The sequence below is a fragment of the Citrobacter sp. On2M genome (assembly GCF_018035235.1).
In the GTDB taxonomy this organism is placed as follows: Bacteria; Pseudomonadota; Gammaproteobacteria; order Enterobacterales; family Enterobacteriaceae; genus Citrobacter; species Citrobacter meridianamericanus.
Genome location: NZ_WPCV01000006.1, coordinates 38,494 through 53,636 on the forward strand (window position 1 = coordinate 38,494; position 15,143 = coordinate 53,636).

General features: G+C 50.3%; 12 protein-coding genes. 4 read left to right on the forward strand and 8 right to left on the reverse strand.

The window, feature by feature from the left end; genetic code table 11:
- Positions 1–759 carry a phosphonate metabolism protein PhnP gene (phnP, locus tag On2M_RS22090; protein WP_151218037.1) on the forward strand — a complete coding sequence of 253 codons (759 nt, stop codon included), beginning with the start codon at positions 1–3 and terminating at the stop codon, positions 757–759.
- Between the two features lie 124 nt (positions 760–883).
- Here phnP and yjdP read toward each other — a convergent pair whose 3' ends face one another.
- Together yjdP and On2M_RS22100 are read right to left on the reverse strand one after the other, a co-directional pair.
- Positions 884–1,213 carry a DDRRRQL repeat protein YjdP gene (gene yjdP, locus On2M_RS22095; protein ID WP_187253966.1) on the reverse strand — a complete coding sequence of 110 codons (330 nt, stop codon included), beginning with the start codon at positions 1,211–1,213 and terminating at the stop codon, positions 884–886.
- Positions 1,214–1,282: 69 nt separating this feature from the next.
- Positions 1,283–3,547, reverse strand: a complete 2,265-nt coding sequence (locus On2M_RS22100; protein WP_151218039.1) for a hybrid sensor histidine kinase/response regulator — start codon at positions 3,545–3,547, stop codon at positions 1,283–1,285.
- Between the two features lie 114 nt (positions 3,548–3,661).
- Between On2M_RS22100 and On2M_RS22105 the strand changes: the two genes are divergently transcribed.
- The 3 genes from On2M_RS22105 to On2M_RS22115 are packed head-to-tail and all read left to right on the forward strand — an operon-like array spanning position 3,662 to position 7,144.
- Positions 3,662–5,185: a sugar ABC transporter ATP-binding protein gene (locus tag On2M_RS22105; RefSeq protein ID WP_151218040.1), complete on the forward strand. Its 1,524-nt coding sequence runs from the start codon at positions 3,662–3,664 to the stop codon at positions 5,183–5,185.
- Positions 5,178–6,173: a ribose ABC transporter permease gene (locus tag On2M_RS22110; protein ID WP_187253967.1), complete on the forward strand. Its 996-nt coding sequence runs from the start codon at positions 5,178–5,180 to the stop codon at positions 6,171–6,173. The genes On2M_RS22105 and On2M_RS22110 overlap by 8 nt, the downstream gene beginning before the upstream one ends.
- Positions 6,174–6,202: 29 nt before the next feature.
- Positions 6,203–7,144 carry an ABC transporter substrate-binding protein gene (locus On2M_RS22115; RefSeq protein WP_048213896.1) on the forward strand — a complete coding sequence of 314 codons (942 nt, stop codon included), beginning with the start codon at positions 6,203–6,205 and terminating at the stop codon, positions 7,142–7,144.
- 90 nt (positions 7,145–7,234) lie between these two features.
- On the opposite strand, the gene On2M_RS22120 is transcribed toward On2M_RS22115, so the two are convergent.
- The 6 genes from On2M_RS22120 to vgrG all read right to left on the reverse strand — a co-directional run bounded on the left by On2M_RS22120 (position 7,235) and on the right by vgrG (position 14,866).
- Positions 7,235–8,632 (reverse strand): hypothetical protein, encoded by a 1,398-nt coding sequence (locus On2M_RS22120; RefSeq protein ID WP_210905462.1) that lies wholly within the window; start codon positions 8,630–8,632, stop codon positions 7,235–7,237.
- On the reverse strand, positions 8,629–8,889 hold the full coding sequence (locus On2M_RS22125; protein ID WP_040234038.1) for a PAAR domain-containing protein: 261 nt from the start codon (positions 8,887–8,889) through the stop codon (positions 8,629–8,631). Before On2M_RS22125 ends, On2M_RS22120 begins: the two co-directional genes overlap by 4 nt.
- A 1-nt stretch (position 8,890) precedes the next feature.
- Positions 8,891–9,670: a hypothetical protein gene (locus tag On2M_RS22130; protein ID WP_210905463.1), complete on the reverse strand. Its 780-nt coding sequence runs from the start codon at positions 9,668–9,670 to the stop codon at positions 8,891–8,893.
- A gap of 46 nt (positions 9,671–9,716) precedes the next feature.
- On the reverse strand, positions 9,717–10,496 hold the full coding sequence (locus On2M_RS22135; RefSeq protein ID WP_210905464.1) for a hypothetical protein: 780 nt from the start codon (positions 10,494–10,496) through the stop codon (positions 9,717–9,719).
- A 9-nt stretch (positions 10,497–10,505) separates the two neighbouring features.
- Positions 10,506–12,602: a DUF3274 domain-containing protein gene (locus On2M_RS22140; RefSeq protein WP_210905465.1), complete on the reverse strand. Its 2,097-nt coding sequence runs from the start codon at positions 12,600–12,602 to the stop codon at positions 10,506–10,508.
- Between the two features lie 101 nt (positions 12,603–12,703).
- Positions 12,704–14,866: a type VI secretion system tip protein VgrG gene (gene vgrG / locus On2M_RS22145; RefSeq protein WP_247605066.1), complete on the reverse strand. Its 2,163-nt coding sequence runs from the start codon at positions 14,864–14,866 to the stop codon at positions 12,704–12,706.
- Between the last annotated feature and the right edge of the window lie 277 nt (positions 14,867–15,143).

The following is a 15,143-nucleotide window of genomic DNA, read 5'->3' on the forward strand; positions in this document are numbered from 1 at the left end:
ATGAGTCTGACCATTACGCTGACGGGAACGGGCGGCGCTCAGCTGGTGCCGGCATTTGGCTGTGACTGCGCGGCCTGCCAACGAGCACGCTTACAGGCGCAATATCGTCGACGCCCTTGTAGCGGGGTGGTCAAATTCAACAATGCGGTGACGCTGCTGGATGCAGGGATCCCGCATCTGATGGACGACTGGTCAGCGGGCAGCTTCCAGCAGTTTCTGCTCACCCATTATCATATGGACCACGTGCAGGGGCTGTTTCCGCTGCGCTGGGGCGTAGGGGCGACCATCCCGGTATACGGCCCGCCGGATGAGCAGGGTTGCGACGATCTGTTTAAGCATTCCGGCCTCCTCGATTTTGGCCATACCGTTGCGCCGTTTGAGGTGTTCGACCTGCAAGGATTACAGGTAACGCCGCTGCCGCTCAATCATTCAAAGCTGACGTTTGGCTATCTGCTGGAGACCGCACACAGCCGCGTGGCATGGCTCACTGATACCGCCGGACTGCCCGACAAAACGCTGAGGTTTCTTCATAACAATCAGCCACAGGTGATTATCATCGATTGCAGTCACGCTCCGCGTAGCGAGCCACCGCGCAATCACTGTGATTTAAATACCGTTATCGCGTTGAACGACGTTATCCGCTGTCCACGGGTGATCCTGACGCATATCAGCCATCAGTTCGACCTGTGGATGATGGATAACCCGCTCCCCACAGGGTTTGAGGCCGGTTATGACGGAATGGAAATTATGCTGGAGTAGAGAGATTGCAATGCATACATGCACTGTACTCAAGTGCATGTATTAACATAAAATGGCGAGATGTTGAGCTGACAGCTATATCCCTTACAGGGGATAAAATATTCTTACATTTAGATAGTTACAGTTAACGATCGTAATCTTCTTCCATTCTGCGTTCTTCGTCTTCTAACTGACGCCGTTCTTGATCAAGCTGGCGCTGACGGTCATCCAGTTGGCGACGCCGGTCTTCAAACTGACGTCGCCGGTCATCATACTGCCTGCGCCGATCGTCACTCATCTGGCGTTCCCAAGCATTGTCGCGGGCGTCGTCGTAATCCCGCCCGTTATCGGGTTTGTATGCGTCGTTTATCGCCTGCTGAATATTGCCGATGGCATCATCGATAATATCGGCCTGCGCCGAAACGGTGGTAATCATTAGCAGACTGAAAAGAAAGAATGTCAGGGAGCGTTGCATAAAACCCGCCTCATCAAGAAACTCACCCCACGGTAATCAAAGCGTATTCGCGCGGGTAGCGGAGGAATCTCAATTACGTGCGAGTCGCAGCGCCTGCGCCAGCTCTCCTCGGGTAAAAGGTTTACGCAGTAGCGCCACGTCAGGTAGCGCCGGGTTATGCGCCGGGCGTAAATCCTGACCGCTAATCAGCAGAATTGTTAGCTGAGGGTAGTGCTTCAGCGCATAGTTGACTACATCCACACCGCTTAACCCTCCAGGCAGCATTACGTCGCTGATAAAAATATCAATCTCGGATGAAGCCGCCAGCATATGCAGCGCCTGCTCGCCGTTGGCGGCTTCCAGCGTTAGATACCCCAGCAGATGCAACTGCTCACACAGCGTCTGGCGCACGTCGGCCTCATCTTCGAGCACCAGTACCAGCTTTTCACCGCAGTTCGCCGCATGTTCCGCTATCGGCTCTGCCTGAATCTGTACCGGCACAACGGCGCGGGGAAGCTGTAACCGGACCGTGGTTCCCTGCCCCGGCGCGCTCTCGATTTCCACCCGACCACCAGACTGGCGCACAAAACCGTAGACCATCGACAGGCCTAATCCGCTGCCGCTGCCGGTCTGTTTGGTGGTGAAAAACGGCTCGAAGACCTGAGCTTTCACCTCCTGTGACATCCCGCTTCCCTGATCGGCAACCTCCAGCATCACCATATCCTGCTTACGTCCGTCGCTGCGCGTGACCCGTTGATTCCAGGTACGGATTTTTATCGTACCCACCTGCCCGTCCATGGCATCACGGGCGTTCATCACCAGGTTGATAATGGCATTTTCCAGTTGGCTAACGTCAATCCAGGCGGGCCAGGCCGGAGACTGGGCCTCAATTTCCAGCGTCAGCATGGAGGGGAGCGAATGGCGCATCAGTTCGCCGAGATTTTCCAGCAAGGTTTTCAGCTCAACGGCATGCGGATGCAACGACTGTTTGCGCGAAAAGGCCAGCAGCCGCTGGGTCAGCAGCGCCCCGCGCTCGGCGGCTTTCAGCGCCCGATTGACCCGTGGCGCGTCGGGAGAATCCGGGTCCACCAAATCCAGGCTGCCAATAATGACCGCCAACAGGTTATTAAAATCATGGGCTAATCCGCCCGTCAGTTGCCCCACTGCCTTCAGTTTCTGGCTGTGCAATAGCGCTTCCTCCAGCCCCTGACGCTCGGTGCGGTCGATTTCCATCTGCGTGGTTTTTTCTTTCAGCAGCCGGGTAGTGTGTTCGAGCGACGCCGTATTGCGGGCAAAGACGCTAAAGGCGCGCGCCAGTTCACCCAGCTCATCGCGCCGTTGCAGGGCCGGGACGCTGACGTCTGATTCCCCATGCGCCAGCCGGGTCATCGCCCGCGAAATAGCCGTCAGGTTAGAACCGAGATTGCGGTAGATATACCACCCGGCAAAACCGGTGATCACCACCGCCAGCAGCGCAAATGACAAAATAAATAACGCGCCGGATTGCAGTTCCTGATGACTTTGCGCCACCCGCTGTTCGGAGATAGTCGCCACCTGCGAGACATACTGGTTGATATCGCTGTTGAGAATCGCCACCAGCGCTTTGATGTGGAACATATACCAGCTGATCGCCAGATCGCTCTGCTCCAGCGCGGACGAAAGCGGCCCCAGCTTATGCAGCTCCAGGTTGAAATCGCTGAGGATGTTGGTAATCAGAAGATTGCTGGTTTGCAGAGGCAGCGTGGGCATCACTTCGTCCAGTTGTTTGATCACCGAACGCGGCGTGGGGGTTTCAATGGCAGCCACAATTAAGCGGTCTATTTGTCCCAGCTGTACGTCATCCTGCGTGCCGATAAGCTTTTGCAGGTGACGTAAATAACTTTGATTCTGATACAGCGAACTGAGCAGCGCGTTACGTTCAAAGTGCCGCTGCTGTCCGCGCTGCAACATACCTTCCACGCTGCTTTGTAACTCCTGGCTGCGTTGGATAATTCGCTCGACCAGCACCGGCTCTTGCTGAGCCAGCGGCGCGGTGGCCAATTGTTCCAGCGACTGCTTCAGCGCCCGCTGCATCTCCTGCAGCCGCTCCGCTTCACCTTTGTATTCCAGCGCGCCGACCACTTGCGACAGTCGCACTGCCGCCGTCGCCACGTTTGCCGTATCGCGGGCCAGGTTCATGCTGCCGGTCATGTCGTCAACGGTTTGCTGCTGCACCTGTTCCTGGATCTGGCTGGCATGCTGAAACCCCAGCACCGCCACGCCGCTCACCATCAGCGTGACCGCCACCACCAGCAGATTAAAGAACAGCAATCGTCCACGCGCACTGGCGAAAAAGTGACGTCCCGGTTGCGGCATATCACGCTCCGTGAAGAAAAATCGCAATATGACAAATATGAACGGCTTCTGACATTTTGCATTTACATTCCTGTGATGGACTGCTGATATCGGCCACCCCACAGGAGATCCGCCATGAGCAGGACACCGGTTCTGGAGATGCGCAACATTGCCAAAGCGTTTGGCAAATTTTATGCGCTAAAAGGGGTCGATTTAACGGTTTGGCCCGGTGAGATTCATGCCCTGATGGGTGAGAACGGCGCAGGGAAAAGCACCCTGATGAAGATCCTCGCGGGTGCCTATACTGCCACCAGCGGGGAGATCCTGATTGACGGTCAGCCGTTCCACATTCGTGGGCCAAAAGATGCGCTTAGCGCAGGCATCACGCTGATTTACCAGGAGATGCAGCTCGCGCCAAACCTGACGGTGGCGGAAAATATCTTTCTTGGTAGCGAACTGTCGCGCGGCGGTCTGGTCCAGCGTAAAGAGATGGTGATACAGTCGCAGAAAGTCATCGACCGACTCGGCGCCCAGTTTAAGGCCAGCGATCGCGTGATGACGTTGACCATCGCCGAACAGCAGCAGGTAGAAATCGCTCGCGCCCTGCACCGTAACAGCCGCATTCTGGTGATGGATGAACCCACCGCCGCCCTCTCCTCACGTGAAACCCACCGCCTGTTTGAACTGATTATGCGCCTGCGCGATGAGGGGATGGCGATTATCTACATCAGCCACCGCATGGCGGAAGTGTACGAGCTCTCCGATCGCGTCAGCGTCCTGCGCGACGGGCAATACGTCGGCAGCCTGACCCGCGACAAACTCAACGCCTCGGAACTGGTGCGCATGATGGTAGGCCGTCCGTTAAGCGATCTGTTCAACAAAGAGCGCGATATTCCTTTAGGTAAAGCGCGCCTCAACGTCCACCACCTGACCGACGGCAATAAAGTCCAGCCGTGCAGCTTACTGGTACGCTCCGGGGAGATTGTCGGCCTTGCGGGTTTAGTCGGCGCCGGGCGTTCTGAACTGGCACAGTTGATTTTTGGCGTGCGTAAAGCCATCGGCGGCATGATTGAAGTGGACGGTGAACCGGTAGTGATCCACTCCCCGCGCGAGGCGATTGACCACGGCATCGGTTTTCTGACGGAAAACCGCAAAGAACAGGGACTCTTTCTGGAGCTGGCAGCGGCAGAGAACATCACCATGGCGACGCTGGAGCGCGACGCCACCTGGGGCATGCTCGATCGCAAAAAGGCGCAGGCAATTTCTGATGACGCCATCAAATTGCTCAATATTCGCGTCCCGCATGCGCAGGTCCGTGCGGGCGGGCTATCCGGCGGCAACCAGCAAAAGCTGTTGATTTCGCGCTGGGTCGCGATCGGCCCACGCATTTTGATCCTCGATGAACCGACGCGCGGTGTGGACGTCGGTGCCAAAAGCGAGATCTACCGGATCATGAATGATATGGCGCGCAAAGGCGTGGCGATCCTGATGATCTCCAGCGAACTGCCGGAAGTGGTCGGGATGAGCGATCGCGTGTATGTGATGCGTGAAGGCAGCATTGCCGGCGAGCTGAACGGACAAAGTATTACCCAGGAAAATATTATGACGCTGGCAACCGGCGTGAACGACTCCCATCATCAGGCGGTGTCCCATGAATAATCCAACCACTCCCCAGCAGGTGGCGAAATCCGCCTCCGCGAAAAAAATGCTGATGAGCGATCTGATGCAAACGGTCGGTATCTTGCCGATTCTTATCCTGATTGTGGCGGTATTTGGCTTTATCGCGCCAAACTTTTTTACCGAAAGCAACCTGCTGAATATTACCCGCCAGGCGTCGATCAACATCGTGCTGGCCGCTGGCATGACCTTCATTATTTTAACCGGTGGCATTGATCTTTCGGTTGGCTCCATTCTCGGCACTACCGCAGTCGCGGCGATGGTAGTTTCGCTGATCCCGGAATTTGCCATGCTGTCAGTCCCTGCTGCGCTGCTGCTCGGCATGCTGCTGGGGTTGTTTAACGGGGCGCTGGTCGCTTTTGCTGGCCTGCCGCCGTTTATCGTCACGCTTGGAACCTATACCGCGCTGCGCGGTGCGGCCTACCTGCTGGCCGACGGCACGACGGTGATTAACTCCAACATCAGCTTTGAGTGGATCGGCAACAACTATCTTGGTCCGGTTCCATGGCTGGTAGTGATTGCGCTGGCGGTGGTGGTGGTGTGCTGGTTCATTCTTAGGCGCACCACACTCGGCGTTCATATCTATGCGGTTGGCGGCAATATGCAGGCCGCGCGCCTAACCGGGATTAAAGTGTGGCTGGTGCTGATGTTCGTCTACGGCATGAGCGGTTTGCTCTCGGGTCTTGGCGGGGTGATGAGCGCCTCGCGGCTGTACAGCGCCAACGGCAACTTAGGCATGGGCTACGAACTGGACGCCATCGCCGCGGTGATCCTCGGCGGCACCAGCTTTGTTGGCGGGATCGGCACCATCACTGGCACGCTGGTGGGGGCGCTGATTATCGCCACGCTGAATAACGGCATGACGCTGATGGGCGTCTCCTATTTCTGGCAATTGGTGATCAAAGGGGCGGTGATCATCATAGCGGTGCTGATCGACAAATACCGTACCCGACACCATCAAAGTGCATAACAACAACATCTTACTTCGAGGAATACAGCATGAGATTGAAGCCCTTAGTCACCGCGCTCTGTGCTGGCGCACTGCTTGCTAGCGCTCCGTTTGTACAGGCAAAAGAACTGAAATCCATCGGTGTTACGGTGGGCGATCTGGCCAACCCGTTCTTCGTGCAGATAACCAAAGGCGCGGAGCTGGAAGCACGCAAACTGGCCGGTGATAACGTTAAAGTGACGCTGGTTTCCAGCGGCTACGATCTGGGCCAGCAGGTGTCGCAAATCGACAACTTTATTGCCGCCAAAGTCGACATGATTATCCTGAACGCCGCCGACTCCAAAGGCATCGGCCCGGCGGTAAAACGCGCGAAAGACGCCGGGATTGTGGTGGTCGCCGTTGACGTGGCGGCGGAAGGCGCAGACGCCACCATCACCTCCGATAACACCCAGGCGGGAGAAATGGCCTGTAAATATATTACCGACCGTCTGAAAGGCAAAGGCAACGTGGTCATTATCAACGGGCCACCGGTATCTGCCGTCCAGAACCGTGTGGAAGGCTGCCAGACCGAGTTTAAACGCCACCCTGACATCAAGGTGCTGTCATATAACCAAAACGCCAAAGGCAGTCGCGAAGGCGGGCTGGAGATCATGACCGCGTTGCTGGCGGCGAATCCGAAGATCGACGGCGTATTCGCCATTAACGATCCCACGGCGATCGGTGCCGATCTGGCGGCAAAGCAGGCGCAACGTAGCGAATTCTTTATTGTCGGCGTAGACGGCAGCCCGGACGGCGAAGAAGCCCTGAAGCGCGAAAACTCACTATTTGTGGCGACGCCAGCACAAGATCCGCAGGTGATGGCTGCCAAAGCGGTCGAAATCGGTTATGACATATTACAGGGAAAACCCGCCCCGAAAGAACCCGTGCTGATCCCAGTGACGATGATCGATAAAAACAACGTCGGCAGTTATAAGGGTTGGACGGTGAAATAAGTGCTGGGCCGCCTGATACCTCTCCCTACGGTAAAGACAGTAAAAGAAATTGAAGAATAAGCGCCCGTCAGGGCGCTTTCCTCATAAAAACTAAGAATAGTAAATACCCATTTCCTGCTCAATTTTATTACTCACGAATATAGAAAAAAACAATACCGCTATAAAAATAACCAATATACCAACCACAAAAGGAACAATAGAATACCAGGGATGAATGTTGAAGGTTTCCTCTGACACTAAACAGAGATACCCAGTACACCATAAAATAATTGAGCATGCGGATATGATTTTCCAATAATTCGAGAAGTCTGCTATGTCAGGAGCAGGTTTACGCCCTGGATATTTAGCCGTGATTATCCCGGACTGAATAATGTCTGCAGATTTACTGGCGAATAATTGGTGTCCTTGTCCGTATTTTGCAGCATCCGCAGCCAACGCTAATACGACCCAGCGCTGAACCTCAGAGCTTTTCCCGGTGACGGTTTCCAACTCATATCTGCTATAAGGAAGAATGCCCGTTTTTGCATTTTCTATTGCGCCAGACATTACGAATTTTGACTGTTTATCCAGCGAGCTAAACCATAATCTTTTAATTTTATCAATTACCACTTGCTGAGCAGAGAGATATATATTCACTATTTCATCGAGATAATACGGCGTGCTGTCCATCATGCGTAATAAATATAATGGTGTATCTTTACTTTCAAGTAATCTGTCATCGGTGAAAACAAATGCGTTTGCACTTTCAAAAAAATCAGAATCATTTTCGCTGTGCAATTCAACTGTAACAATTAGATTATTTTCAAACATATTAAAACCAATCCAGTCGTTGATTAAATAATAATCAGGGCATTCATGGAGGATTTTTATTTCCCCAATTTTATCTTTGGGTACGCTCAAGCTTTCAAGCACCGCTTTAAAGCTATTACCTATAGAGTCATCTGCTCCCTTAACATATAGCCAGGTCTTAAAGGGTGAATATTGTCTAACAAGAGAGTTTTTGAGTGGCTCGATCAACTGCCTTAGTACTTTATCAACTCTGACATCATCCATAGAATCAACTTCAATAGCAATTCTTAACGGCGTTGCGGCGCCTGTAGGTGCCTCATCCTCTAGTTTTTGCATCTTTAGTGCCAGCTCTGATACAGGAAGAATTGATGAGTAATCTAAAAGAGGTAACGCCTGTCTGGCCCAATTTTGCCATCGGTTCATACCATATTTTTCAAGGAAACCCGCATAACAAAATGGATAAGCTATATAACAGTAAACCATCCCTACAACGCACCAGATCACTAATACTAGTATCAACGGGGTTGATAATGTAATCGATATCAATTCATCAGTTACTTTTTCTCCCTGCTGCCAGTTTAATATACGGTATGTTATAAAAACCAAAAAAATAGCAAAGCTAATGGCCAGCATAGTAATCAGCGGAAATTTTCCTACATCCTGATACGGATTCTTGTTTGGTATCTTCCATTTATTCATTTGCTTGTCCCCGCCGTTGGCAGTGTGGTTTTTATTGCACAACCGCATGCAGCCCTACACCCATCCACAACAACGCCTCTACCGTCCATTGTCCAGGTTGGTTCAAAATCAAGTATGGGAAAGGTCCCTTTATGCGCAATACAAAAAACAGTATCCCCCATTAAAGCCACCGGAATTCCCATAAACTTGCTACCAGAAGCTTTGTTCACATACCCACCGTTTTCCAGCGGGTCATTTAGTCTGATTACACCTTTCATATTATTTCCCTGCATCCATATCGCAGTACATTCGGGTCCAGCCCTTATAGCCCACCACTTCTGGTTCTTTGTCCGGCAGGTTTTGATAGTTGGCCTTATAGCCCTCCGTTAAATGGGCTAAGGATGCTTTCATAAACACCACCGTTCCCCAGGCGCGCCCAGGAGATTCAGGCCTCATATGGGCGCTCACATACTCACCACTGGATTTATGTTTGCCAGGCCTGTAGAGATAATACGTATCATCGAAGTATTGATAATCTATACCCGGACCACCCGGCTTTAAACGCGGGTCGTCAAAAGGGTATGAACTCATATACAAATGATTTTTCGAGGTGGTAATAAATGCCTGATTATTGACCACCACTACTCTTTTGATTTCTTTTCCTTCCGGTCTGTCGACCATATTCCCATCTGAATTTATCTCCTGTCCCTGGAAGGGAGACATATACTTTGCTACATGCCATGTTTGCCCGTAGTCTTTAGATATCAGATAAGCCGTTGGCTCCCAGTTTGGGATAAGTATATATTTATCGGAAGGGTGAATATAGGTTCCGGAGAAAATTCTGAAGGAAGCAAAGCGACCATCAATCAACTCTTTATGGATATTTTTTGTAATATCATGATACCAGAGTGCCCCCTCACAATTATAGCCTTTTAATTCCAGATATCGATTATCATCATAACGATAAATGACCTGTGACGGTGTTTTTTTTGTACAGGCAGAGATAATACATAGTGAAATCACTCCAACAATTATTCTTACCGTATTTCCTTGTTTCATAATTTATCCTTAAATGTTAAGCGGTTTGGGCATATCCCATTGCAGATTATTTCCCTGCATCCATATCGCAGTACATCCGGGTCCAGCCCTTATAGCCCACCACTTCTGGTTCTTTGTCTGGCAGGTTTTGATAGTTGGCCTTATAACCCTCCGTTAAATGGGCCAGGGATGCTTTCATAAACACCACCGTTCCCCAGGCAGCACCTGGAAACTCAGGACTGGTATGACCGTCCACATACTCGCCACTGGACTTATGCTTGCCTGGCCTGTAGAGATAATACGTGTCATCAAAGTATTGATAATCTATACCCGGACCACCCGGCTTTAAACGCGGGTCGTCAAAAGGGTATGAACTCATATACAAATGATTTTTCGAGGTGGTAATAAATGCCTGATTATTGACCACCACCACTCTTTTGATTTCTTTTCCTTCCGGTCTGTCGACCATATTCCCATCTGAATTTATCTCCTGCCCCTGGAAGGGAGACATATAAGATGCTACCTGCCACGTTTGCCCGTAGTCTTTAGATATTTTATATGCCCCAGGTTCCCATCGCGGTATCAGAATATACTTATCTGATGGGTGAATATATACACCGGAAAAGATCTGATACGTTGAATACACGCCATTTACTAATTCCTTATGTATATTCCTCTTGGTATCATGATACCAAAGCGCCCCTTCGCAATCGAAACCCTTTAGCTCCAGATACCGGTTATCATCGTAGCGATAAATTATCTGTGACGGCGTTTTTTTTGTACAGGCAGCGATAGCGCATAGCGAGAATGCTCCGATTATTATTTTTAACGCACTTCCCTTTTTCATAATTCATCCTTAAACGTTAAGTGGGTCTGGCATATCCCATTGCAGATTGGAAGTCTCGGTATTGTATATTTCATTATGTCTGGCAGGTTTAACCGTTGTTGAATGATAATATTCGTTAACCACACCAAATTGCCCTTTTGGTAAAATATCATTTGGCCTGTTCATGAAATCTTTCGAATGGTCTTTGTTCAACTTTCCAGTACTATAATAATCAACTGCTTCCTGAAAACCATTAAGCTTCATACGCCAGTCCCCACGGCGAAGTAGTTTTACCCAGAACTCACCATTTTCGTGATCAAATGCCCTGCATATCCCCACCGCCAGATCGAAGGCCATCGCTTTCGCGGGGGCATCTTTCGACATAACAATAGAGGAATGCTGGCTGTAACCAACCTGTTCTGATTGCAGCCATTCTCTTTGCAGCTCATCCGGCGTTTTCTCATAAATAAGCTGCACGGTCTTATTGTATCCCCCGCCCAGGACAACGCCTTTGGTATAAGGCTTAGCATATTTTTTGGCGAACATCGTGAGTTCTGCGGGCGTTAATTCCTGCCCCGGCTGTAAATAATCGAAACCTGCACCACTGAGATTTTTGAAATCTGTCTCAGTGCGCGCAATAACCGTGGCTTTTGCCGAAAATGAGATGTCCTGATCGGGTGAACCCGGCGCTATCGAATATTTATACTGACTTCCCGCGCCCTGTAACTGGTGTCTGAAGGTGACGGGGAGCTGCTCACCATTCACAACCACATCCGCAAACGTATATTGTCTGGTCGCCAGCGTATCCTGATCAAAACAATCCTTTTTTAACGCCGGCATTTCAAAAGGCACGCTCAGTGGGCTGCCGCCTATTTCCGGACCATTTTCGCAGAAAACTCGCTGGCGCAGATTGTCTATGCCGCTGGCAATGTCATGAGGGACTCCCCGCCAGCCCAACCCCTGGACGTTAAGTAATGAAACCACACTGTCATTAGGGCAAAAATAGTTATATACCTTGCCAAAGTTATTACGGGTATAAAGTTTATTCTTGCGCCATTGAGAATTGGTTTTACTCAGACAAATTGCGCCTTCTAATTCATCAATCTCGGCCTGCGTGTGATATTCCCCCTTGCCATATCTGGCGTTTGTCGCCATCAAATGACAGAAATTTTTAAACGTCTGCTGGCGGGCACGATCCGTCTGGTGATGTCCTGGCGTCATCCCTTCAGCAGCCGTTTTTTCCAGGGCGTAGGGAGAATGGTTAAGTATCACGCAGTCAGCGGGTTTCTCATTAGCCTGCATGACCAGCATATTGGCCAACATAGTGATAATAGTACCCTGTGAATGTGCAACAATATTAATTGGGTCTCGTTTTATTGCCGGTTCTCTTCGAATCATCAGAATTAAATCGGCCAGCCGCTGCGCGGCAAAAAACTGATAAATTCGGTGCGGGTTATCATAAATTGGGTGCGTAAAATCCCCGGAATTCAGATGAAATGAAACAAATCCTGCCGCAGCGTTCGCTTTGCCGCCGGAGCCAGGGCCTAGCATATCCGGAATAGTGGTTGTCGCATTGGCAAAGGTCCCCCCGCCTTTGGCGTACACATCGTCCAGCACGTTGCCGAAATTATCATTCTGAAATTTCAACGTGGTTTGAGGAATGTGTCCTAACTTTACCAGCGTTGCGTTGTCATCTTCCTGATAGGCGTTGTAAGGCAGTTTTGCGGCGTCTCCTGATTTAGCCCGCTCATCGCGATAACGCCGCTGATCGTCAATATACGTTGCATGGTCAACAGGTTTATATCCCCAGTAAAATGGGATCACCGGGCTGCGCCCGGGCATTTTCACCTGCTGCTGCTCGCCATCGCCCATATCCATTTTGTACTGATGCCATTCATGCGGATACATATCCGTGCGGCCCATACGTTCATTCAGGCCGGCAATGAGCCCCTGCTCCTGATTTTGATATGCCTCGCCCACATCGTTGACGCCATGAACAAGGATCACAATGCAGGGCATAGGGTTTTTAACCGCCACTTCGCAGACGGCCATTTTTCCACCGGTGGATTTAGGCACGCCTTGTACACCTGTCGCCACGACTCGCGGATTAAAGGGACTATTACTCATTTGGCAAAATCTCCATTTTCATTTCATCCATTTCCGTCATATCCAGTAACGGCGTCATGCCCTCATCGTCGGTAACACCTTCAATGATTTCACCGGAGGCCTTAGTCAGTCTGAAAATGCTTATCGGAAAGCAGGCCCATTTCGCCGCGCTGCGCCTGGACGGAAATATCATCTTTTGCGGCGATAATTTTGATCCCGATAGCTCTGCTGAAAAGCGATAAGCCCTGCCCGACTGCCATGGAGAGTTTCTTAAAAACGTTAAAACTGCCGTTGTTGGCCGCGTTCAGCGACAGATCTTTGTTTGCCGACAGCGCCATGGTTTCCGGTGTGAGCAGAGCCATACCGTGATCGGCATAGGCCACCAGCCCCGAGCGGGTAAGCTGTTCAAGCGAAGCGTTAAGCTGCTGCTGTTGCTCCATCTCAACGTTTAACGCTTGCGCCGTCAGGGCGCTTTGCTGAAGAGAAGTTGCCAGCACAAGGGCTGCCTGTAGCTGTTGAACAACTTCGTTCATGTCGAGCTGCTGACCGTGGGCTTTTGGCTGCGCCTCTGTCGTCAGCAATATTCCCTTTGCAGCCCTCAAAACTGCCCGATCATCGGTGCGCAGTTCTGCGCCTTCACCGCGCGGCTTACCACCTGCATCAACAAGATGGCCCATGTTCAGCTGCGTTTTAGCGTACTCGGTACTCAGCTTGACGTGTTCCTGCCCGCGCCGGTCTTCCATCCGCAGCTTATTGAGACCCGCAGTGCGGATGACATTGCGGGTATTATTGCGGCTGGTAACGGGGTCAGGCTTTGGCGCATGATGCAGGGCATGGGCAATGAAAGGTCTTTCCGGATCGCCACCTTCAAACGCAATGGCGACCTCCGCACCCTGAATGAGTGGAAAGTGATGACCATAAGTATCGCCGGCATAAACTCGCGCCAGACGAACTGGCATACTTTCATAGCCCTGCCTATGTTGGTCGAGGTCAAAATCAAACTTCACCCAATAGCGCCCCTGCAGATCGATGTGGGCATATTGGTCATTGTCTATTCGGGATGAAACAATTGCCGGAACCGTACCCGCGATACGCGGTCTGGGTAGCGGCTGGGGTCGAAAGCAAACGCGCTCATTGTAAGGAATACCGAAAAGTTGGGATTGCAGGGCTGCATCACGCCTGCCCGTCACTCGCATTGCCGTTACCACAAAGCCCGAAGTGAACGCCTGCGGAATGGTACCGTCGATTTTAAGCACCATACCTGGCACGATCGACGGACTGGTGGTCACGCCGCTTAAAACGGACTGATTATTAAGAATAATTTCGTGATGCAGTTTGGCGTAGAACCAGCTTGATTCGCCCGGTTGTTCCTCCGCAAATTTCGATCCCGGCTGGTGATGAATATCCGCGTAACGATAATCCACTCCATACGTCGTCGACGTTTGTTCAGCTCCCTCGGCATCAGCATTGAGTATTAACGAATTGGCAAGCCGGTAGTCAAAGTTCTTTGCTTTAACGGCTGCGGAAACAACGTTGTGCTTTGAGACCAGCTTATCGATCGCGTAATCATTGGCTGTCAGACCCGCATGTGATGCATGCATAATCTTTTGATCGAAGATGTACCGGCTTTGTGAGTCACTGAAGATAAGCACCATAATGTGCGGAACGGCATGATGATTTTCAATTCTGAACCAGATCCCAACTTCCGACAGGATGCGGCTGATAAACGCTAAATCTGATTCCTGCCACTGGACGATCATTTCCCGGTCAGGATAGGTACAGATAAGCTCATCAAAGTCGAACTCATAATCGGCAAAAAGATGCTCTTTGAGGATCTTCGTGACCAGTTTAGGAACGCTTGTATTCAAATAAATGGCCGAACGCTTTCGTCGCGAGAGTAATGCGAGCTTATGCTCCAGCCTGATTTCGTAAAGTGATTCATCCGCTGAGGTACTAATAAGTGAACATGATGTGATCATCCCTTCTATTTGCCGCTCATTGATCCACATAGCAGAACCCTGGATATATTTACTCCATCTATTATTAGGGGCTCTTATTTGTAACGAGGCTTCAATATTAAGAAGAGATTCTGGAGGGATATCTTTAAGCTTAGAGGTAAATGTGATTTTATAACTGTATGGTTTACTTAGATTTTCATTTCCATCGATTGATTCAACATCAAGCACACCTAAACTGACAGTCCCCCTGAGGGTTAATAAGTATTTATTTATACTATCATCTGAAACTATACCTTCAAGATTATAGAAACCAGAACCTTTTTTCATTATCGCATCCCTTGCAGAAAGGCAGTAATACATAAAGAATAAAGTTCATTCAGCATACCAACAATACTAATAAGAAGGCTATTTTTATCTTAAAATAAAAAAACTGTTATTATTAATAACAACAATATAATTATGATATATATATCAAATTAAATCACGAGGTTTTATATTCAATAGCAGCCAGTTTTAATAAGATTATTTATATTATGTATCATTCGTTTTCATCCCGAGATAACATGCCAACGCGCATATCCCAATAGTTCCAGAAAACTGAGAT

Bases quoted from the DNA above. Each gene is read 5' to 3' on its own strand.
- phnP (WP_151218037.1), top strand. From the start codon at position 1: ATGAGTCTGACCATTACGCTGACGGGAACGGGCGGCGCTCAGCTGGTG.
- yjdP (WP_187253966.1), bottom strand. From the start codon at position 1,213: ATGCAACGCTCCCTGACATTCTTTCTTTTCAGTCTGCTAATGATTACC.
- On2M_RS22100 (WP_151218039.1), bottom strand. From the start codon at position 3,547: ATGCCGCAACCGGGACGTCACTTTTTCGCCAGTGCGCGTGGACGATTG.
- On2M_RS22105 (WP_151218040.1), top strand. From the start codon at position 3,662: ATGAGCAGGACACCGGTTCTGGAGATGCGCAACATTGCCAAAGCGTTT.
- On2M_RS22110 (WP_187253967.1), top strand. From the start codon at position 5,178: ATGAATAATCCAACCACTCCCCAGCAGGTGGCGAAATCCGCCTCCGCG.
- On2M_RS22115 (WP_048213896.1), top strand. From the start codon at position 6,203: ATGAGATTGAAGCCCTTAGTCACCGCGCTCTGTGCTGGCGCACTGCTT.
- On2M_RS22120 (WP_210905462.1), bottom strand. From the start codon at position 8,632: ATGAATAAATGGAAGATACCAAACAAGAATCCGTATCAGGATGTAGGA.
- On2M_RS22125 (WP_040234038.1), bottom strand. From the start codon at position 8,889: ATGAAAGGTGTAATCAGACTAAATGACCCGCTGGAAAACGGTGGGTAT.
- On2M_RS22130 (WP_210905463.1), bottom strand. From the start codon at position 9,670: ATGAAACAAGGAAATACGGTAAGAATAATTGTTGGAGTGATTTCACTA.
- On2M_RS22135 (WP_210905464.1), bottom strand. From the start codon at position 10,496: ATGAAAAAGGGAAGTGCGTTAAAAATAATAATCGGAGCATTCTCGCTA.
- On2M_RS22140 (WP_210905465.1), bottom strand. From the start codon at position 12,602: ATGAGTAATAGTCCCTTTAATCCGCGAGTCGTGGCGACAGGTGTACAA.
- vgrG (WP_247605066.1), bottom strand. From the start codon at position 14,866: ATGAAAAAAGGTTCTGGTTTCTATAATCTTGAAGGTATAGTTTCAGAT.